Source organism: Nocardia sp. NPDC057272, from assembly GCF_042668615.1.
In the GTDB taxonomy this organism is placed as follows: Bacteria; Actinomycetota; Actinomycetes; order Mycobacteriales; family Mycobacteriaceae; genus Nocardia.
Genome location: NZ_JBHUYK010000004.1, coordinates 292424 through 310032, shown reverse-complemented (window position 1 = coordinate 310032; position 17609 = coordinate 292424). Strand labels below are relative to the sequence as shown.

The 17609-nt window shown below is 68.2% G+C and carries 19 protein-coding genes; 9 read left to right on the top strand and 10 right to left on the bottom strand.

All coding sequences use genetic code 11. From position 1 onward, the window contains the following. Window positions 1-2 precede the first annotated feature (2 nt). Entirely contained in the window at window positions 3-764 is a 762-nt protein-coding gene (locus ACFULV_RS08765) for a M23 family metallopeptidase (RefSeq protein WP_378627575.1), read from the bottom strand. 184 nt (window positions 765-948) lie between these two features. Between ACFULV_RS08765 and ACFULV_RS08760 the strand changes: the two genes are divergently transcribed. Further along, window positions 949-1287, top strand: a complete 339-nt coding sequence (locus ACFULV_RS08760) for an ArsR/SmtB family transcription factor (protein WP_378654704.1) — start codon at window positions 949-951, stop codon at window positions 1285-1287. Here the strand turns inward: ACFULV_RS08760 and ACFULV_RS08755 are convergent. Continuing rightward, a complete protein-coding gene (locus ACFULV_RS08755) occupies window positions 1269-2243 on the bottom strand; it encodes a glycosyltransferase family 9 protein (RefSeq protein WP_378654906.1) in 975 nt (324 codons plus the stop codon). The two genes, ACFULV_RS08760 and ACFULV_RS08755, sit on opposite strands and share 19 nt — an antisense overlap. 161 nt (window positions 2244-2404) lie before the next feature. Here ACFULV_RS08755 and ACFULV_RS08750 point away from each other — a divergent pair, with 161 nt between their 5' ends. Both ACFULV_RS08750 and ACFULV_RS08745 read left to right on the top strand, forming a co-directional pair. Further along, window positions 2405-2989 carry an HdeD family acid-resistance protein gene (locus ACFULV_RS08750; RefSeq protein ID WP_378627579.1) on the top strand — a complete coding sequence of 195 codons (585 nt, stop codon included), beginning with the start codon at window positions 2405-2407 and terminating at the stop codon, window positions 2987-2989. Between the two features lie 99 nt (window positions 2990-3088). Continuing rightward, window positions 3089-3439 (top strand): hypothetical protein, encoded by a 351-nt coding sequence (locus ACFULV_RS08745; protein WP_378627580.1) that lies wholly within the window; start codon window positions 3089-3091, stop codon window positions 3437-3439. Between the two features lie 15 nt (window positions 3440-3454). On the opposite strand, the gene ACFULV_RS08740 is transcribed toward ACFULV_RS08745, so the two are convergent. Then, window positions 3455-4327 carry an alpha/beta fold hydrolase gene (locus ACFULV_RS08740; protein WP_378654701.1) on the bottom strand — a complete coding sequence of 291 codons (873 nt, stop codon included), beginning with the start codon at window positions 4325-4327 and terminating at the stop codon, window positions 3455-3457. A gap of 87 nt (window positions 4328-4414) precedes the next feature. Here ACFULV_RS08740 and ACFULV_RS08735 point away from each other — a divergent pair, with 87 nt between their 5' ends. Beyond that, a complete protein-coding gene (locus ACFULV_RS08735) occupies window positions 4415-4801 on the top strand; it encodes a VOC family protein (RefSeq protein ID WP_378654698.1) in 387 nt (128 codons plus the stop codon). Here the strand turns inward: ACFULV_RS08735 and ACFULV_RS08730 are convergent, their stop codons facing one another. The 3 genes from ACFULV_RS08730 to ACFULV_RS08720 all read right to left on the bottom strand — a co-directional run bounded on the left by ACFULV_RS08730 (window position 4802) and on the right by ACFULV_RS08720 (window position 7787). Continuing rightward, a complete protein-coding gene (locus ACFULV_RS08730; RefSeq protein ID WP_378627585.1) occupies window positions 4802-5602 on the bottom strand; it encodes a HugZ family protein in 801 nt (266 codons plus the stop codon). Further along, window positions 5599-6855: a lipase family alpha/beta hydrolase gene (locus tag ACFULV_RS08725; RefSeq protein WP_378654696.1), complete on the bottom strand. Its 1257-nt coding sequence runs from the start codon at window positions 6853-6855 to the stop codon at window positions 5599-5601. The genes ACFULV_RS08730 and ACFULV_RS08725 overlap by 4 nt, the downstream gene beginning before the upstream one ends. A gap of 215 nt (window positions 6856-7070) precedes the next feature. Further along, complete coding sequence (locus tag ACFULV_RS08720; RefSeq protein ID WP_378627588.1) at window positions 7071-7787, bottom strand: metal-dependent hydrolase; 717 nt, start codon at window positions 7785-7787, stop codon at window positions 7071-7073. Window positions 7788-7900: 113 nt separating this feature from the next. Between ACFULV_RS08720 and ACFULV_RS08715 the strand changes: the two genes are divergently transcribed. Further along, on the top strand, window positions 7901-8311 hold the full coding sequence (locus ACFULV_RS08715) for a nitroreductase family deazaflavin-dependent oxidoreductase (RefSeq protein WP_378627590.1): 411 nt from the start codon (window positions 7901-7903) through the stop codon (window positions 8309-8311). Between the two features lie 57 nt (window positions 8312-8368). Beyond that, window positions 8369-8824, top strand: a complete 456-nt coding sequence (locus ACFULV_RS08710) for an SRPBCC family protein (protein ID WP_378654694.1) — start codon at window positions 8369-8371, stop codon at window positions 8822-8824. A gap of 57 nt (window positions 8825-8881) precedes the next feature. On the opposite strand, the gene katG is transcribed toward ACFULV_RS08710, so the two are convergent. Next, window positions 8882-11110, bottom strand: a complete 2229-nt coding sequence (gene katG / locus ACFULV_RS08705; protein WP_378654692.1) for a catalase/peroxidase HPI — start codon at window positions 11108-11110, stop codon at window positions 8882-8884. An 11-nt stretch (window positions 11111-11121) separates the two neighbouring features. Further along, on the bottom strand, window positions 11122-11556 hold the full coding sequence (locus tag ACFULV_RS08700) for a Fur family transcriptional regulator (protein WP_378654690.1): 435 nt from the start codon (window positions 11554-11556) through the stop codon (window positions 11122-11124). A gap of 139 nt (window positions 11557-11695) precedes the next feature. Between ACFULV_RS08700 and ACFULV_RS08695 the strand changes: the two genes are divergently transcribed. Together ACFULV_RS08695 and ACFULV_RS08690 are read left to right on the top strand one after the other, a co-directional pair. After that, entirely contained in the window at window positions 11696-12214 is a 519-nt protein-coding gene (locus tag ACFULV_RS08695) for a hypothetical protein (RefSeq protein ID WP_378654687.1), read from the top strand. Window positions 12215-12321: 107 nt separating this feature from the next. Then, window positions 12322-13368, top strand: coding sequence for a fused (3R)-hydroxyacyl-ACP dehydratase subunits HadA/HadB (locus ACFULV_RS08690; protein ID WP_378654684.1), 1047 nt, complete (start codon window positions 12322-12324; stop codon window positions 13366-13368). Window positions 13369-13402: 34 nt separating this feature from the next. On the opposite strand, the gene ACFULV_RS08685 is transcribed toward ACFULV_RS08690, so the two are convergent. Beyond that, a complete protein-coding gene (locus ACFULV_RS08685; RefSeq protein WP_378654682.1) occupies window positions 13403-15598 on the bottom strand; it encodes a molybdopterin oxidoreductase family protein in 2196 nt (731 codons plus the stop codon). Window positions 15599-15760: 162 nt separating this feature from the next. Here ACFULV_RS08685 and ACFULV_RS08680 point away from each other — a divergent pair, with 162 nt between their 5' ends. Further along, window positions 15761-16105 carry a hypothetical protein gene (locus ACFULV_RS08680; protein ID WP_378654680.1) on the top strand — a complete coding sequence of 115 codons (345 nt, stop codon included), beginning with the start codon at window positions 15761-15763 and terminating at the stop codon, window positions 16103-16105. Window positions 16106-16155: 50 nt separating this feature from the next. Here the strand turns inward: ACFULV_RS08680 and ACFULV_RS08675 are convergent, their stop codons facing one another. After that, window positions 16156-17607, bottom strand: coding sequence for an MFS transporter (locus tag ACFULV_RS08675; protein WP_378654677.1), 1452 nt, complete (start codon window positions 17605-17607; stop codon window positions 16156-16158). Window positions 17608-17609: the final 2 nt, after the last annotated feature.

Below are 17609 nucleotides of genomic sequence, written 5' to 3'. Positions count from 1 at the left end.
TATCAGTCCTGGGCGACGCCGGCATCGACGCCACGCGCGGCGAGCCACGGGTGCGGGTCGATCGGGGCGCCGTAGAGCGAGCCGTCCGGCACGTGCACCTCGTAGTGCAGGTGGGGGCCGGTGGAGTTGCCACGGTTACCGACGGTGGCGATGGTGTCACCGGCGTTGACGTGCTGACCGACCTGAACCAGGATGTCGTTCACATGGCCGAACACACCGATGGTGCCGTCATCCTGCTGGACGCGGACCCACAGGCCGAAGCCCGAAGCCGGACCGGCCTCGATCACGGTACCGTCGGTGACGGCGAAGATCGGTGCGCCGATCGGGTCACCGAAGTCGATGCCGTTGTGCGCGGTGCCCCAGCGGGCGCCGTAGTAGGAGGTCAGCCTGCCGCTGACCGGGCGAACGGTCTGCGGGCGCGGCGGCGGCGGGGGAGCGATGAACGGCAGCGGCGGCAGTTCCAGGCCGACTGCTTCGCGGTGCTCCTCCCACGGGATCGGGGCGGACGCGGGGGTCTCGCCCTGCGGGCCCTGGGCCTCGGCGGGGGTGTACGCGGTGAAGCGGTACGGCGACTGGCCGGAGTTGATGGCCTCGGTGGCGTCCGCGGCGATCGTGGTAGTGGGAACAGGGCTCTCGGGCTCACTGAAAGTGGCGACGGAGGTACCCACGAGTGCGGACAAAGCCACCGCACCCGCGACCACGCCTCCCCAACGACCTGCGAAGGCGTCGGAGACTCGAGCAGATAACGGGTTGGTCACGAACATGGTTATGAACGTAGCTAAACCGTAACCTTCGCGGCGAATCATGTGGCTGCGATCACGAAGCGCTATAACCGCAGTTGATCTATAACGATACTCTAACGAATAGCCAACATCCTGTTACTCACCGGGTGAAATGTCCCTGGTCAAGATCGTTGCCGAAATTCCGCATCCCGGGGACACTGATTCAGTGGACGCTAACGGAGTTCGTGCGATCACGGCGTTATCCGACCCCACCCGGCGCGCGATCTTCGAATTGCTGCCGCAGGGTCCCCGCTCGGTGTCCGACCTCGCCGCCGCCACCGGAATCACCAGTTCAGCCGCGTCACAGCACCTACGCGTCCTGCGTGAGGCCCACCTGGTCCGCATGCGCCGCGCCGGGAACAGGCACCTCTACTCGCTCGACCCCCGCGGCCTCAACGACGCGCGCGACTACCTCGACAAGTACTGGCCCAGCGCGCTGGCCGCCCATGCCGCCGCCCTGCGGGAGGCGGCTGACGCCGACCCGGCTCAGCCCACCCGGCGGTAACGCGACCTGCCGGATTCGGCCCACGCCTGCTTGTCCAGCTGCATATCGACCGCCGCGATCACCTCGGGCACGCCGATCCGCAGCAGACCGGGGTCGGTGCTCAGGCCGTCCGGATCGCCGACCTGTCCGGCCCAGAGCACCGCATGCCTGCCCAGCAGATGCGCGGGCGGGCCGCCGCGACGCGGCGGCGTGGGGCCGAACAGCAGGACCGTGCGAGTGCCGAACGCTGTCGCCAGGTGTGCGACGCCCGTATCGCCGCTGATCACGAGGGCGGCCTCGGCCACCGTCGCCGCCAGGTCGGTGAGGTTCTGGCGACCGGCGAGGACCCGGTCGTCGGGCAGGCCGGCCTGGGCGGCCACCTGCCGAGCGATATCGTGCTCGAACGGGTCGCCGGTGAGCACCACATCGCGGCCCAATACCAGCAGGTGGCGCACTACCGCGGCGAACCGCTCGGGCGGCCACCGGCGAGCGGGTGCGCCCGCACCGATGTGGACGACGACGCAATCGCGCCGGCTGATCGAGGCCACCGGCGGCACCAATCCGAGGTTGCGCCGATCCGCGTCGATGCCTTCGCCCTCGAGCAGGCGGCACCACCGGTCGACGACATGCGCGTCGGGATCCCAGCGCGGACCCGCGAGCTTGGGCAGCGCGGGCGTGCGATGGCCGATGATCCGCGCGGCCCCGGTATCGGCCAGTGCTCGTGCGCTGGCGCCGTCGGGGCCGTGCAGGTTCACCGCTAATTGGGGCGCGGGTCCATCCCAGATCAGGGCGGCCGGGTCAGCGGTGGCGACGAGTTCATCGACCGAGGAGATCAGGTCGACGATCTGCTCCAACCGATGCGGCGCCGCCAGGACGATCCGGCTCTGTGGTTCGGCCCGGCGCAGGGCACGCAGAGCCGGGACCGCGGAGAGAAGCTCACCGAGGCCCCGAGCTTGCAGCACGAGTACAACCGACACCTTCTTCATCTACCCGAGACTGTCGCCGACCAAACTTTCGCGAGGGCAACGATGTGACGCCTCGCTTGTGCTCCCGCTCACGGCGCCGCGCGCGATCGCGACACGATTACAGCTCCAGCTAATTTCCGGAAAACCAGAGCGAGCGGGCATAACATCTCGTCATGACGACAAATACCGTGATTGGGAGCCCGTTCACGGCTCTTGCCAAGAAAACCTGGCAAACAGTTCTGGTCACCGGCCTCCTCGCGGTGGTCCTCGGCATCATCGTGCTGGTGTGGCCCGGTCCGTCGCTGCTCGTGGCGGGCATTCTGTTCGGTATCTACATGGTTGTCAGCGGCATCTTCCAGCTGATCGCCGCCTTCACCCACCTGCCGAGCACCAGCTTCCGGGTGCTGTCGTTCATCAGTGGTGTGCTGTCGCTGATCATCGGTGTGTTCTGCTTCCGCGACGACCTCACCTCGATTGTGTTGCTCGGCTTGTTCATCGGCATCAGCTGGCTGTTCCGTGGCGTCGCCGTCCTGTTCGCCGCCATCTCGGAGTCGGGCGTGCCCGGCCGGGGCTGGCAGATCTTCTACGGCATCATCAGCGCGCTGGCCGGTGTCGTCCTGATCGTGTGGCCGATCAGCTCGATCGCCACGCTGGTCTGGGTTGTCGGCATCTTCCTGATCGTCATCGGTGTCATGGAAGTCATCACCGCCTTCGGCATCCGCAAGGACGCGCATCTGCTGGACGAGCAGCTGGGCTGACCCCGCCCACGGAGTTAGTTCGTCTGAACCGGCCGGTGCCTTCGGGCACCGGCCGCTTTCGTCTGACCTACGCTGCCGTCTGAACTACGCTTCGCACCCATGGAATTCGTTTATAACCTGGTGGTTGTCACCCACCTGCTCGGCATGGCCGCGGTGGTCGGTGGGTACGTCGCATCGCGTCCGGTGGTGTCCGAGCTGATGGTGTGGGGCGCGCGCGCCCAGCTGATCACCGGGGTGATCCTGGCCGGGCTGGCGTCGGGGATCGACTCCCTCGACAAGGATCCGGATACGACGAAGCTGGCTGTGAAGCTGGTTGTCGCGGTCGCGGTGGCCGCGTTCGCCGAAATGGGCCGCGGTGACGCGAAGCGGGGCAAGCAGATCGACTGGATGACCGACGCCGCCGGCGGCCTCGCGATCGTGAACGTGCTGGTCGCGGTGCTCTGGACCTGAGTCGACGGGAAAGGATCAGGAGGTGCGCGCGAGCAGATCGGCCGCGACGCGGTGTGGGATCTCGAGGTGCGGGCAGTGTCCCGCGTCGGGGTATTCGACGAGGTCGGCGCTGGGGGAGCGCTCCGTGATCGCCGTCGCCATGTGCGCGCCCGACACCGGATCGCGCATGCCCCACAGGAATGACACCGGCGCCTCGGTGCCGAAGATCGCCCGTTCCAGGCGTTCCCGGTGGGCGGCGCGTTCGGGAATGTAGGCGAGCAGCCTGCGATGGACGTCGCCGTCCGGGTCGCCCGACCGCAGTGCTCGATAGTGCGTGGCGGCGAGATCGCGATCGAGCGGATGCTCGGCGGAGAAGACCTCGGCCCAGCTGCGAACGAACACCGACTCGGTGTACGCCCGAGCCAGGAGGCGCCCGAGTCCGGGGACGAGCGCCGCGCGCTGCACGAGCCGCGGTCGATAGTGTTCGGCGATCAGCCCGCCGTTGAGGAAGGTCGCGCCGGTCGGCTCGAACCCCGCTGCGGCGCCGCGGGCGAGGAGTTCGCTCAGCACGATCCCGCCGTAGTCGTAGGCGGCGATGTGGGCGCGGGCGATGCCACGCGCGGCGAGGACCCCGGCGACGAGGTCGGCCTGTTCGAAGATGCTGTAGCGGTGTCCGGGTGGCTTCTCGCTGGCGCCGTAGCCGAGGAAGTCGACACTGAGCACCGTGCGTTCGGCGGCCAGTGCCGGTTCGATCCCGGACCATTCGAGCGAGGAGCTCGGAAAGCCGTGCAGGAGAACGACAACCGGCCCCGATCCGGTGGTGCGCACGAATATCCGCCGCGTCACGCCGCGCACCGCGACATCGATCAGTTCGCCGCCCGATTGCCACCGGTCCCAGAGATCCGTCATCGAGCCTCCTGTGGCTGGTCTCATTATGAGACTAAAATTAGCGCGTCCGTGCGGGTTCCGCCAGCGGGCATCCGCTAGCGTTGCGGCGTGCAATTTCTCGGCATCCACCACATCGCGATCATCGCGACGGACTACGCCCGCTCCAAGAGTTTCTATACCGAGACCCTCGGCGGCGCCGTCCTCGACGAGAACTACCGAGCCGATCGCGATTCGTGGAAGCTCGACATCGAGTTGCCCGGCGGGGTCCGCATCGAACTGTTCTCGTTTCCCGACCCGCCCGCACGCCCGAGCAGGCCGGAAGCGGCGGGGTTGCGGCACCTGGCCCTGGCGGTCGCGAGCGTGCCCGCTGCCCTCGACGAGCTGCGGGCGCGGGGCGTCCGGACCGAGGAACTGCGCACCGATGAGCACACCGGTCAGCAGATGGCCTTCTTCTTCGATCCGGACGACCTGCCGCTCGAGCTGTACGAGGCGTGATCAGGGCGTCGCGCGGGCCCGGCGCGCGAGTTCCACGGTCGCCGCGCGCAATTCGCTGATCTCGGACAGGGGTGTGGCGTAGCCGACGCGGGTGAGTGCCACGCCGCGTGGTGATTCCACCCGCAGGTCGAGGCCGTAGCGGTCGGCCTTCTCGCAGGTGGCGGCGATGGCGTCGGGGAACCCGCCCAGCTGCTGGGCCATCGCCAGCAGCGCTTCGGCATGGTCGGCGTTGAGGTGCGCGACACCGGGCGCGGCGTGCGCGACGATCGGGTCCGGCTGCGCGGCGAGGTATTCCGCGGCCGAGGCCGAATCCATCCGGCCGTAGCCGCCGACCCAGCGCACCCGCTCGATGCGCAGCACCCACAGCGTGAAGTCGCTGTAGTCGATGTAGTACTTGGCTGCCGGGATCGCCGCGAGGTGGGCCGCGCGGGCCGCTTCCGCCTCGGCGCCGGTCGGGCGTTCCACGAAACCGGCGAGGGTGATCCGGGTGCCCGCCAGCGGGTCGGCCGGGATGTCGGGGGTGACGATCGCGATGCTGGCGCGCGGGTCGGCGGCCAGGTTGCGGCCGTGTTCGGCCAGGCGCGACACGCTCAGCACCGGTGCGCCGTCGAGCAATCCGTAGGTGATGAACGACGCCCAGGGCGCGCCGTCGGCGGTGAGGCTGGCCAGCGTGCCGGTATTGGTGCCCGCTGCGATCGTTCTGGCTTCTTCGGCCGGCGAGGGGCGGGCCTCGTTGGCCAGGGGAGCGGTCGGCAGCGGAATGGCAGGTGCGTCGCCCGGGTCGCCGTGGTCGAGAGTCATGGCCACAGCGTATCCACCTGACGCGCGCGGCGGGGTGCGCTCGTCAACCAGCCGTGCAGCGCTTCGTAGACAGCGTCGTGATTGAGCAGGCTGAAATGGTTCGCCGCGGGGATGTGCAGGCTGTTGACCGCGTCGAAATCCAGGCGCCGGGTCCGTCCACGCCCCGACCCGCTGCCCGTGAGAACCATGCCGTCACCGATGATCACGCCGAGCGGATGCTTCGGGCTGTGGGTGATGGTGGTGGTGACGAAGTAGTGATCGACGCCGGGCAGCAGCGGCACTTCCTTCACCGCTCGCGCGCGCAGGGTGTTCACGTCGAGGTCGCGCCAGTCCTCGTCGACCAGCGAGCCCTGCCGCAGGTCGCGGATGCCCGCGCTGCGCCTGCGCAGCAGTGTGCTCAGCGGCCGGGTCTCGGGTAGCAGATCGAGCGCGGCCGACGCGTAGTGCACGAGCTGTTCGAGCGGCGCACCGAGGTGTGGTGAGCCGAGGCACACCACCTGCCGCACCGATCGCACCCACTGCTGGCCCGACTCCTCGGCCTGATGGCAGGCGCTGCGCATGACCAGTCCGCCCATCGAGTGCCCGATCAGGCAGATCTCGTGCACCGGCATCGGCCAGCTGTCGACCAGGCGGGTCAGCAGGGCGCTGAGCTGGGCGGCGTTCTCGGAGATGTGCAGACCGGTATTGAAGCGGACGAAGAGGGGGGTGTAGCCGAGATCGTCTTCGAGGCGCTCGCCGTAGGTGGGGCGATTGCCGAGCCGCCAGGAGTGTTCGGTCTCCACGAGTCCGTGCAGGAGCACGACCAGCCGGGTCGTCGGCACCGGGACGTGGGCGGCGAACTCCTCGGGCGGGACCGGGATGCCGTCGACGCGAAAGGTCATGGGGGAGGAGAGGATCGGGGTCTCGTCCTCGAGCGCGTCACCGATCAGCCCCTGGATCGCGGCGAGAATGCCCGCACCCCACACGGTGCGCGAGGGAGCGGTGACACCGGGCAGCTGGACCGCGCCGGCGACCTCGCCGACGACGAAGCCCGTGCCGCTGACGGCGGCGTACACGCCATCGGTGATGGCGTCGTGCACGACCTTCACCGGCGCCGCCGCGGGACCGACGCCCAGCCGCACCGCCGCGAATACCCGGTCGGAGAGGGCTCGGTGGATGGCCGCGATCCCATCGACCGCCCCGGCGAACTCGTCACCGGCGAGCCGTGTGAGCGCCTGTACTTCGGCCTGGGCTTGGGGGAGCTGCTCCGTCACAGAGTTGAGAGTACAACTGTGCACTGAATGATGCTGGGATTGGGGCGGCTTCGAGACCTGCGACGATGCCCTGAGTGTCGGCGTTGGGAGGACTCACAAGTATCATTCTGATACTGCGATATGCGCATCTAAATATGCAAACCGGTCGGAGTGATCGGCGAAGAACCGGCTACGCGGGTCGGCTCGGGACGGCGGGAGCCCCGCCGTCCCAGCGATCACGGCCGGTGGATGATCGCGTACCAGAGCGCGCCCATCGTGCCGAGCACGAACAGGGGAGAGATGACCCAGGTCTCGACCCGGTTCCCGGTCCGCTCGATCAGCGGCACCCGGGTGCGCAGCGGAAACGGCCACAGCAACCGGCAGCCCCGATCGGTGAGGCAGTCGCCGAGCAGGTGGGCCAGACAGCCGAGACCCACGCAGATCGGCAGCCATGCCGGTCGGTCGACGATCCACTGGTCGACCGCGAACGTTCCGGCCGTCGCCAGCACGATCACCGTTCCGTAGGTCCGGACACTCTTTCCCGGCGGGCACAGGTGCAGCGATCGCACCGCGAGGGCGAGCAGGAAGAACACGAGGCCGAGGGTGAACGGTCTGCCGAGGTAGTGCTCGCCGGCCCAGGTGGCCGCGACCGCGGCGACGACGAACAGCAGTGAATGCGTGCCGTGACGATGTCCGCCCGACGCCCAGGAGATCAACCGGCACAGGTGATGTGACACCGGCCCGAGCACGTGGGAGATGGTGCCGCTGGGATGATCCGCGTCCGGCAGCAGCGCCGCACCCGCGGTGAGCAGCGTGCCCATGATGAGTTCGGCGATGCCGAATCGCGTTGTGTCGCTGTCGAACAGAGGGAAAGCGGCGACCGTGAGCGGTAGCGCGGCGGCCGTACCGGCCCAGGCCAGCGCCCCACTCGTCGCATGAGAATGTCCTAGCACCCCGCAACGCTAGAGTAAGTCACTACTTCGGCGCATATGCCGTGGACAGCGCCGGAATGCGGGGCGCGCCTGGATCGTTGGGGCAGGGGGAGTTACCCGACGAAAGGACCACGATGAATGCTTTCAACGACCAGGTGATCGCCGAGTTCCGTGCCAACGGCGGCCGCGTCGGTGGCATGTTCGAAGGCAACGACGCCATGGTGATCATCACCACCACCGGCGCGAAGTCCGGGCGCGCGATCACCAATCCGCTGGTGTTCCTGCCCGACGGCGACCGGATCGTGCTGATCGCCTCCAACGGTGGCGCCGACAAACACCCGGCCTGGTATCACAACCTCCTCGCCGACCCGGAACTCACCGTGGAGGTCGGGACCGAAACCTACCGGGGCAAGGCAGAACTCGTCGCCGATCCCGAGCGCACCGCCCTCTACGACCGGATGGTCGAGCGGCTGCCGGGTTTCGCCGAGTACCGCGACAAGACCGATCGGGAGATCCCGGTGTTCGCGGTGTACCGGACGAGTTAGTCGCGTGCTCGAGCGGAATAGTTGCCGGGGTGGGTGAGCTGCTGGTTCTATCGCCCGGTGACCGAAACCATCGACGTGCCACGCATCGTCCACGCCTCCCGCGACGTCGCGGCGACCCCCGCCGCGATCTTCGACCTGATCGCCGATCCCGCGCAGCAGCCGCGCTGGGACGGCAACGACAACCTCGCGCAGGCCGTCGAAGGCCAGCGGGTCCGCGCGGTCGGTGACGTGTTCACCACGACGCTGACCAACGGCGCCGACCGCGACAACCACATCGTCGAATTCGAGGAGGGTCGCCGTATCGCGTGGAACCCGTCGGAGCGGGACAAGACCCCGCCGGGACACCTGTGGCGCTGGGAGCTCGAGCCGATCGACGACACCCACACCCGGGTGACCCACACCTACGACTGGACCGAACTGCACGACGAGTTGCGTCAGGTGCGAGCCAAGGCCACCACCGCCGACAAGCTGCAGGCATCGGTGGACCGGCTGGCCGCCCTCGCCGAGTCCTAGCCACCAGCGAAACACCCTGCGACTCATGCTGAGCCGCAGGGTGTTTCGCTGTCCGGATCAGGCGGTGACGTCGAACCGGTCCAGGTTGCTCACCTTGGTCCACGCGGCGACGAAGTCGTGCACGAACTTCTCCTTCGCGTCGTCGGTCGCGTAGGCCTCGGCTACGGCCCGCAGCTGCGAGTTGGAGCCGAACACCAGGTCGACACGGCTACCGGTCCACGTCACCGCGCCGGAGGAGCGGTCACGGCCTTCGTAGACGTTCTCGTCGGCGGCCGAGGGCGCCCACTCGGTACCCATGTCGAGGAGGTTGACGAAGAAGTCGTTCGTCAGCGCACCCGGGGTATCGGTGAACACGCCCAGCGGCGAGGACTGGTAGTTCGCGCCGAGCACGCGCAGACCGCCGATCAGCACGGTCATCTCCGGCGCGCTGAGCGTGAGCAGGTTCGCCTTGTCGATCAGCAGGAACTCCGCGGGAATCTGCGCGTCCTTGGACACGTAGTTACGGAACCCGTCGGCCGGGGTCTCGAGCGCGTCGAACGACTCGACGTCGGTCTGGGCCTGGGTCGCGTCGGTACGGCCCGGCGTGAACGGCACCGTCACCGGGAAACCGGCGGCCTGGGCGGCCTGTTCCACACCGACCGCGCCGCCGAGGACGACCAGGTCGGCGAACGACACCTGCGTACCGCCTGCGGTGTTGAACGTGTCCTGGATGCCCTCGTAGACGCGCACCACCTGGACGAGCTCGTCGGGCTGGTTGACCGCCCAGCCCGCCTGCGGCTGCAGCCGGATCCGGCCACCGTTGGCGCCGCCGCGCTTGTCGCTGCCGCGGAACGACGAGGCCGCCGCCCACGCCGTCGTCACCAGCTGGGCGATGGACAGGCCGGAGGCCTGGATCTGGCCCTTGAGCGCGGCGATCTCGGAATCACCGATCACCGGGCCGTTCTGGGCGGGCACCGGGTCCTGCCACAGCAGTTCCTCGGACGGAACCAGCGGGCCGAGGTAGCGGGCGATCGGTCCCATATCGCGGTGGGTGAGCTTGTACCAGGCGCGGGCGAACGCGTCGGCGAACTCCGCGGGGTTGTCCAGCCAGCGGCGGGTGATCGGGCCGTAGATCGGGTCGAACCGCAGCGACAGGTCGGTGGTCAGCATGACCGGTGCGCGCTTCTTACCGGTGATGAACGGGTCGGGCACAGTGTCGGCGCCCGCGCCGTCCTTCGGGATCCACTGATGCGCGCCCGCCGGACTCTTGGTCAGCTCCCATTCGTACCCGTAGAGGGTTTCGAGGAAGTTGTTGTCCCAGGTGATGGGGGTGCTGTTCCAGATGCCTTCCAGGCCGCTGGTGATCGCGTCCTCGCCGACTCCGGTGCCGAAGCTGCTCTTCCAGCCCAGCCCTTGCTGTTCCAGCGGTGCGGCTTCCGGTTCGACGCCGACCAGATCGGCGTCGCCCGCACCGTGGGTCTTGCCGAAGGTGTGGCCGCCGGCGATCAACGCGGCGGTCTCCTCGTCGTTCATCGCCATCCGCGCGAAGGTCTCGCGGATGTCCACGGCGGCCGCGAGGGGATCCGGATTGCCGTTGGGGCCTTCGGGATTGACGTAGATCAGGCCCATCTGGACCGCGGCGAGCGGACGTTCGAGGTTGCGGTCACCGGTGTAGCGCTCGTCGCCGAGCCAGGTGCGCTCGGGGCCCCAGAACACGTCTTCCTCGGGCTCCCACGCGTCGACGCGGCCGCCACCGAAACCGAACGTCGGCAAGCCCATCGACTCGAGCGCGACGTTGCCGGTGTAGACGATGAGGTCGGCCCACGACAGCTTGCGGCCGTACTTCTTCTTCACCGGCCACAGCAGCCGGCGCGCCTTGTCCAGGCTGGCGTTGTCGGGCCAGCTGTTGAGCGGGGCGAAGCGCTGCAGGCCCGCGCCCGCGCCGCCGCGGCCGTCGCCGACCCGGTAGGTGCCCGCGGAGTGCCAGGCCATCCGGATGAAGAACGGGCCGTAGTGGCCGAAGTCGGCGGGCCACCAGGACTGCGAGGTCGTCATGACCTGTTCGATATCGGCCTTCACCGCGGCCAGGTCGAGGGTGGCGAATTCGGCCGCGTAGTCGAAGTCTTCGCCCATCGGGTTCGCCGAGGGCGGATTCTTCTGCAGCAGTGTCAGATTGAGCTGGTTCGGCCACCACTCGGCGTTCGCTCCGCGCGCGTCGGTGGAGGCGAACGGACGATGCATGACGGGGCAACCACTGTCACCGGCTTCCGTGTTGGCTTCCGCGATAGGTGGGTGTTCCTCGGGCACGGTGAATCCTTTCAGGAGAGTGATGGTGATGTCGTGCAGTCGGGGCACCTGCCCCAGTAGATGACTTCTGCCTCGTCGACGACGAAACCGCGGTCGTCGAGGGGAGTCAGACAGGGTGCGTCGCCGACGGCGCACTCGACATCGACGATCACCCCACAGGATCGGCACACCAGGTGATGATGGTTGTCACCGACGCGGGTCTCATAGCGCGCGACGGTGCCCATCGGCTGGATCCGCCGGAGCAGCCCGGCGCTGGTGAGTGCCCGCAGTACGTCGTAGACGGCCTGCTGGCTGACGGCCCCGAGGGTGGCTCTGACTCGGCTCAGAATGGTGTCCGTATCGGCATGCGGATGCTGGTGCACTGCGGTGAGCACCGCCAGGCGTGGCGCGGTGACGCGCAGTGAGGCTGCGCGCAGCATCCGTTCGAAGTCCGATGTGGTGGACACATTCCAGATCATGACTCATTCCAGATGGTGTGGGGGCGGGTTTCCAGGATGAGTTGTGATGACATACCGGGCAATTCACGCAATACTGGCGAGGAAGACCGGATCGGGGAGTCCGGTCCATGAGCATGGGGTGGGAACGATGTCGAATCGTCAGTGGTATGCCGTGTCCGCGATCGCGGTGGCCCTTCTGGTAGCTGGATGCGAGTCGGGACAGTCCGTCGACGCCGCGCCGGCGAGCAGTTCGCCGACGGCGACCACGTCGGTGCGCGCGACCACTCCCGCGGCGCCGGTGCTGAACCGTCGTGGCGAGAACGGAGCGGTGGTTCAGCAGGACGGGCTGGTCGGTGCGGGCAAGCTCGACATCGTCAACGGCAACAGCGACGACTTCGCGGTCGTGGTGACCAACGGCGATCCCAAGAAGCCACAGGCCACCATCTACGTGCAGGGCAATTCCAACGCCACCCTCACCGGGATCGACGGCACGTACTACGTCTATCTGAAGACCGGCAAGGATTGGGACGAGGCGACGCTGGCCTTCACCCGCGAGCGTGAGTTCCAGAAGTTCGACGACCCGTTCGACGGCGACTCCGATTGGGAGATCACGCTGCAGCCTTCGATCGGTGGCAACGCCAGCACCAGCGACGTACCCTCCTTCTGACCGCGGTGGAAGGGCACAGAACTGTGAACTGTGCCAAGGAATGCCCGGTCCGCCTGCGCGTCGACTAGCCTGCCGGGTGTCCGTTCCCCGAACGAAGGTGATTCATAGTGACTTCCGTAGTCGATGCCCCGCCCGTCGATGGCCCTGACACCGCGTCGAAGGTAGGGCACTACTACCGGGTAGAGGGCGTCTACGAGGTCGGTCGCGAGAAGATCCGCGAATACGCGCGCGCCGTCCAGGATTTCCATCCCGCCCACTGGGAGGACGAGGCCGCCGCCGCGCTCGGCTACCCGGGTCTGGTCGCGCCACTGACGTTCGTTTCCATCCCGGCTATGGCGGCGAACAAATTGCTGTTCGAATCGGTGGTCGTCGGCTACGACATGTTCGTGCAGACCGAGCAGGTCTTCGAACAGCACAAGCCGATCGTGGCCGGTGACCGTCTCGTGGTCGATGTCGAGCTTTCCTCGGTGCGCACGATCGCGGGCAAGGATCTGATCACCGTCACCAACACCTTCGTCGACGAACTCGGCGAGACCGTGCACATCATGCACACCACAGTCGTCGGTATCACCGGGGACGACGGGGTGGATCCCGCGATCACCGCCGCGGTGGAGAACATCATGGTGCACGGCGTGAGCATCTACAGCGCCGACAAGAGCGCCGTGGTGGAGACCACCCTGCGTCCCGAGGGCGAGGTCCCGCTGTCCGTGGAGGGGGCCGCGCGTGTTCCCAACACCACGATGTCGTTCGACGAGCTCACCGTCGGAGACGAACTCCCGCTGCGCGACGCGCGCGTCTCGCGCGGTGATCTCGTCAACTACGCCGGCGTCTCCGGCGACGTCAACCCCATCCACTGGGACGAGAAGATCGCCGAGCTGGCGGGCCTGCCCGACATCATCGCCCACGGCATGCTCACCATGGGTCTCGGCGCGGGCTTCCTTTCCACGTGGTCCGGCGACCCCGGCGCCGTCACCCGCTACGGCGTTCGCCTGTCGACCTACACCATCGTCGGCCGGGAGGGCGGCCAGGTCGAGTACACCGGCCGCGTGAAGTCCCTCGACCCCGAGACCCGCAGCGCGGTGATCGCCATCGTCGCCAAGTCCGGCGGCCGCAAGATCTTCGGTCTCGCCACGGCGAACCTGCGCTTTCGCTGACCCCGGCGCGGTGGACCCGAGTTCGTAGCCGGGTTCACCGCCGCGCGGCGGCGACCTCGGATCGTGGTGTGGCGTCCGGGGTTTCGGCCGCGACCGGGTTCACCCGCACCCACGTGCTGTTGACCGCCGACGTGCCGGAGAGCGGGTCGGTGCGGGCCGGGTCGTGCAGCAGGTTGACATTGGCGCCCGGCCGGCCCGCCGCGACGGACCAGCCGACCCCGGGTTCGCGATGGCCCCATCCGTGGGGGATCGCCACCACCCCGGCGCGAATATCGGCACTGATCTCCACCGGAACCACGATCGAACCGACGGGGGATTCGATCGTGGCCGGATCGCCGTCGGCGAGACCGCGGGTGGCGGCGTCGTCGGGGTGGATGAGCACGGTGCAGCGGTCGCGGCCCTTCACCATCGACGGGATGTTGTGCAGCCAGGAGTTGTTGCTGCGCAGGTGACGCCGTCCGATGAGCTGGAGGTCGTAGCCGGGTTCGGCCGCCGTGGTCGCGTCGTCGAGGACTGTGCGCACCGCCGCCAGGAAATCCGTGGGCGCCAAGTGTGTCTTGCGGTCGCTGGTGCCGATCAGTTCGGGCAGCCGTGGCTGCAACGGACCGAGGTCGACACCGCCCGCCGCGTCCCGAATCTTTGTGAGCGTCAGCCCGTTTCGTCCACGACGCAGGACTCCGTAGGGGCCTGTCGCGACGGCGGCCGCGGTCAGTCGCAGGGGGCTGAACTGTTCGAACGCGGCGTTGAGCGCGCGTCCGGTGAACCGTCGTACCGGCAGCGGGACCATTTCGGTCACCAATCGCGCCAGGATCTGCCAGTCCTCCAAACCGTCGGACGGCGGTTCGAACACCTTGGCGTCGTAGCGGGCGTTGTTGCGAACGCTGAAGATCGGGAACAGCAGGCTCAGTTCCTCGCGTTCCAGCGCCGAGACCGGCGGCAGGATGAAGTCGGCGTGCCGCGTCGTCTCGGTGACGTACATATCGACGGCCACGTAGAAATCCAGGGAATCCAGCGCGGCGTCGAGCTTGTCGGCCTGGGGTGTCGAGAGCACCGGATTGCCCGCGTAGGTGATCATCGCTTTGATCTGGCCCGGTCCTTCGGTGCGGATCTCCTCGGCGAGGACCGCGACCGGCAGTTCGCTGCGGAACGACTTGTGCGCGCCGGAGCGGTCGGTCCACGCGCCGTGTCCCATGGGCAGGTACTTCGCGTAGCGGGCGGCGTCGACGACGGGGGTGGCGAACATCTGACCGCCCGCGCGATCGAGATTGCCGGTGACCGCGTTGATCGTGTTGACCAGCCAGTGGGTGAGGGTGCCCGTCACCTGCTGGCACACCCCGATTCGCGCGTACAACACCGCCGAGGGTGCCGCCGCGTGGTCACGGGCCAGCCGTCTGATGGTGTCCGCGTCGACGCCCGCCAGTGGCGCCATGCGTTCCACGGTGGTGTCGGCGACGAGTGCGGCCAGCTCGTCCCAGCCGGTGCACAGCGCGCGGACCGCCCGTTCGTCACACAGCTGCTCGGTGATCAGCACATGCAGCATCGCGAGCAGCAGGTACACATCGCCGCCGGGCCGGACCGCCACGTGTTCGTCTGCCAGCCGGGCGGTTTCGGTGCGGCGCGGGTCGATCACGACGACGGTGCCACCCCGGGCGCGGACCGCTTTGATGCGCGATTTGGCGCCGGGCATGGTGGTGATCGATCCGTTGGACACCGCGGGATTGGCGCCGAGCACCACCAGCCGGTCGGTGCGGTCGATATCGGTGATCGGCATGAGAACGTTCGAGCCGAACATCCGCCACGCGACGAACTCCTGCGGGAACTGATCGATCGAGGACGCGGAGAAGAAGTTGCGGGTCAGCAGGACGGCCCGCAGCAGCGCTCCGTACATCACCGAGGAGCTGTGCGCGGCCGGGTTGCCGATGTACATCCCGATGGCGCTGGGACCGTGCGCGGACCGTACCGCGCGCAAACGCCGGCCGATCTCGCGGAATGCCTCGTCCCAGCCGACCGGTTCGAAGCTGTCGCCGACCCGGCGTATCGGTGTCCGCAGCCGGTCGGGGTCGTGGTGCAGACCGCCCATGGCTGTCGCCTTCGGGCAGATGTAGCCCTTCGACAGCACGTCGTCCGGGTTGCCCTCGACGCGGGTGACCCGCGAATCCTCGACCGTGACCAGAATCCCGCAGTGCGCTTCACACAGTGTGCACTGCCGTGCGATTGTCGTGCTGTCCACAGCTTTTCCTACCCTCCGCCGACCCGCTCCTGCCACGGTAGCGCGACCGAACGGCTCGGCAGATCCGTCTGTGGTCGGATTTCCGTGCCGACCGGCGATCGGGCGTAATATCGTTCGCGATACGAAGAGCCTTCATTTCCGCTCAGGTCAGGAGCAGATTCGATGCGTTCCACCGTTCGTCTCGGCCTCGCGGTCGCCGCTGTCACCGTCGCCGGGATCGCCGGGCAGGCCACCGCCGCCGCCCAGCCCAGCTATTACGACCCGGTCATCACGCCGTGCAGTCACCTGTTCCGCACCCCGCTCGAGACGTCACGTCCTGGCACTCAGGTGTATTGGAGTCCGTTCGGGACCTCGAACATCGTCTGCTACGACGACGGCACCGGGATGGAGAACTACTACCAGCGCGACCCCTGGGGCCGCTGGCACGATATGAACGAGCTGACTCCCGGTCACTTCTTCTACGTGATCTTCGATTCCTCGGTCCCCGATCAGGCGACCTGGGGCTGAGCGGACCGGAGGACGCGGCCGGCGACATCGTGGTCGCCGACCGCTCGGGGTCACGCGGACACTGCCGCGCCCCCGGATCTTTCGGTCGCCTCCGGAGTGTGGCCGGGCGATTCGATCGGTGGTCCGGCCTCCGATCGGGTCCGCACGGCGAAGCCGATGAGTCCGGCGATGACCGCGATCGCGGCGGTCACGTACCAGGCGCGCTGGAAGGCGTCGAGCGTGGCAGCGGGGGTGTCGGGCGTACCGAGCAGCGCAACGAGAAGTGCGACGCCGAGGGCGAGGCCGAGTTGGCGGGCCATGCTCAGGACGCCCGATCCGGTCGCGAAGCGTTGCGGGGGCAGGGTTCCCGCGCCGACGGCGAACGCGGTCGGCAGGGTGAGCCCGACACCGAGACCGGTCAGCAGCATGCCGCCGAGCAGGCCACCCACGTAGTCCGGTGACAGTTCGGCTGCGCGCGCCCACCACAGGAGTCCGCCACCGAAGGCGAGCCCGCCTGCCGCGATCACCGGTCCCGCACCGATTCGGGCGATGAGTTTGCCCGCGGCGATGGCGACGAACGGCACGACCAGTGGGCCGGGCGCGATCGCGAGTCCGGTCTGCAAGGCCGACCATCCCCACACGTTCTGCGCCCAGAGCGTGACCGAGAGCAGCATGCCCGCGAACGCGATCTGGAACACCAGCGAATTCGCCCCCGCGAGCACGAAATTCGGGACCCGGAGCAGGGCGGGGTCGACGATCGGGCTGTGATGACGAGCCGAGCTCACGGCGAAGACAACCCCGAGCACGATCGCAATACCGAACGCGGCGAGGACCCCGGTGGAGGTCCAGCCCCAGTCGGGACCCTGGACGACGGCCCCGATCAGCGACCCGACCGCCCCGATCAGCGCGCCCGCACCCAGCAGATCCGGCAGCGGGCCGCCCGCGGCGGGCGGGCACGGCAGCTTACGGACACCGATCGCGAGCGCCGCCAACCCGATCGGCACGTTCACGAGAAACACCCAGCGCCAATCGATTTCGACCAGCAAGCCGCCGAGCACCGGGCCCAGCGCGGCGCCGAGACCACCGAACGCGACCCACAGCCGCACCGCACCCGCGCGTTGCTGCGGCGGTGTCGCGGCGAGTACCAGTGCGAGTGAGGACGGGGTGAGCAGGGCGCATCCCAGCGCCTGCAGAACACGGAAAGCGATGAGCGACTCCACGTTCCAGGCCGCCGAGCACAGTGCCGACCCGATCACGAAGATCGCCAGGCCGGTGAGAAAGGTGGCGCGGTTGCCGCCGCGGTCGCCGAGCCGACCGGCCGGAACGAGCAGGGCGGCGAAGACGATGGCATAGAGGTTGAGCACCCAGGACAGTTCGGTCAGGCCGGCGCCGAAGTCGTCTGCCATGGCGGGCATGGCGACATTGACGATGAACAGGTCCAGGCTCGACAACAGCACGCCGATGGAGACGATGGCCAGCACCAACCGGGGATTCGTCTGCCGGAGCGGGGTAGTGGATCGCATGT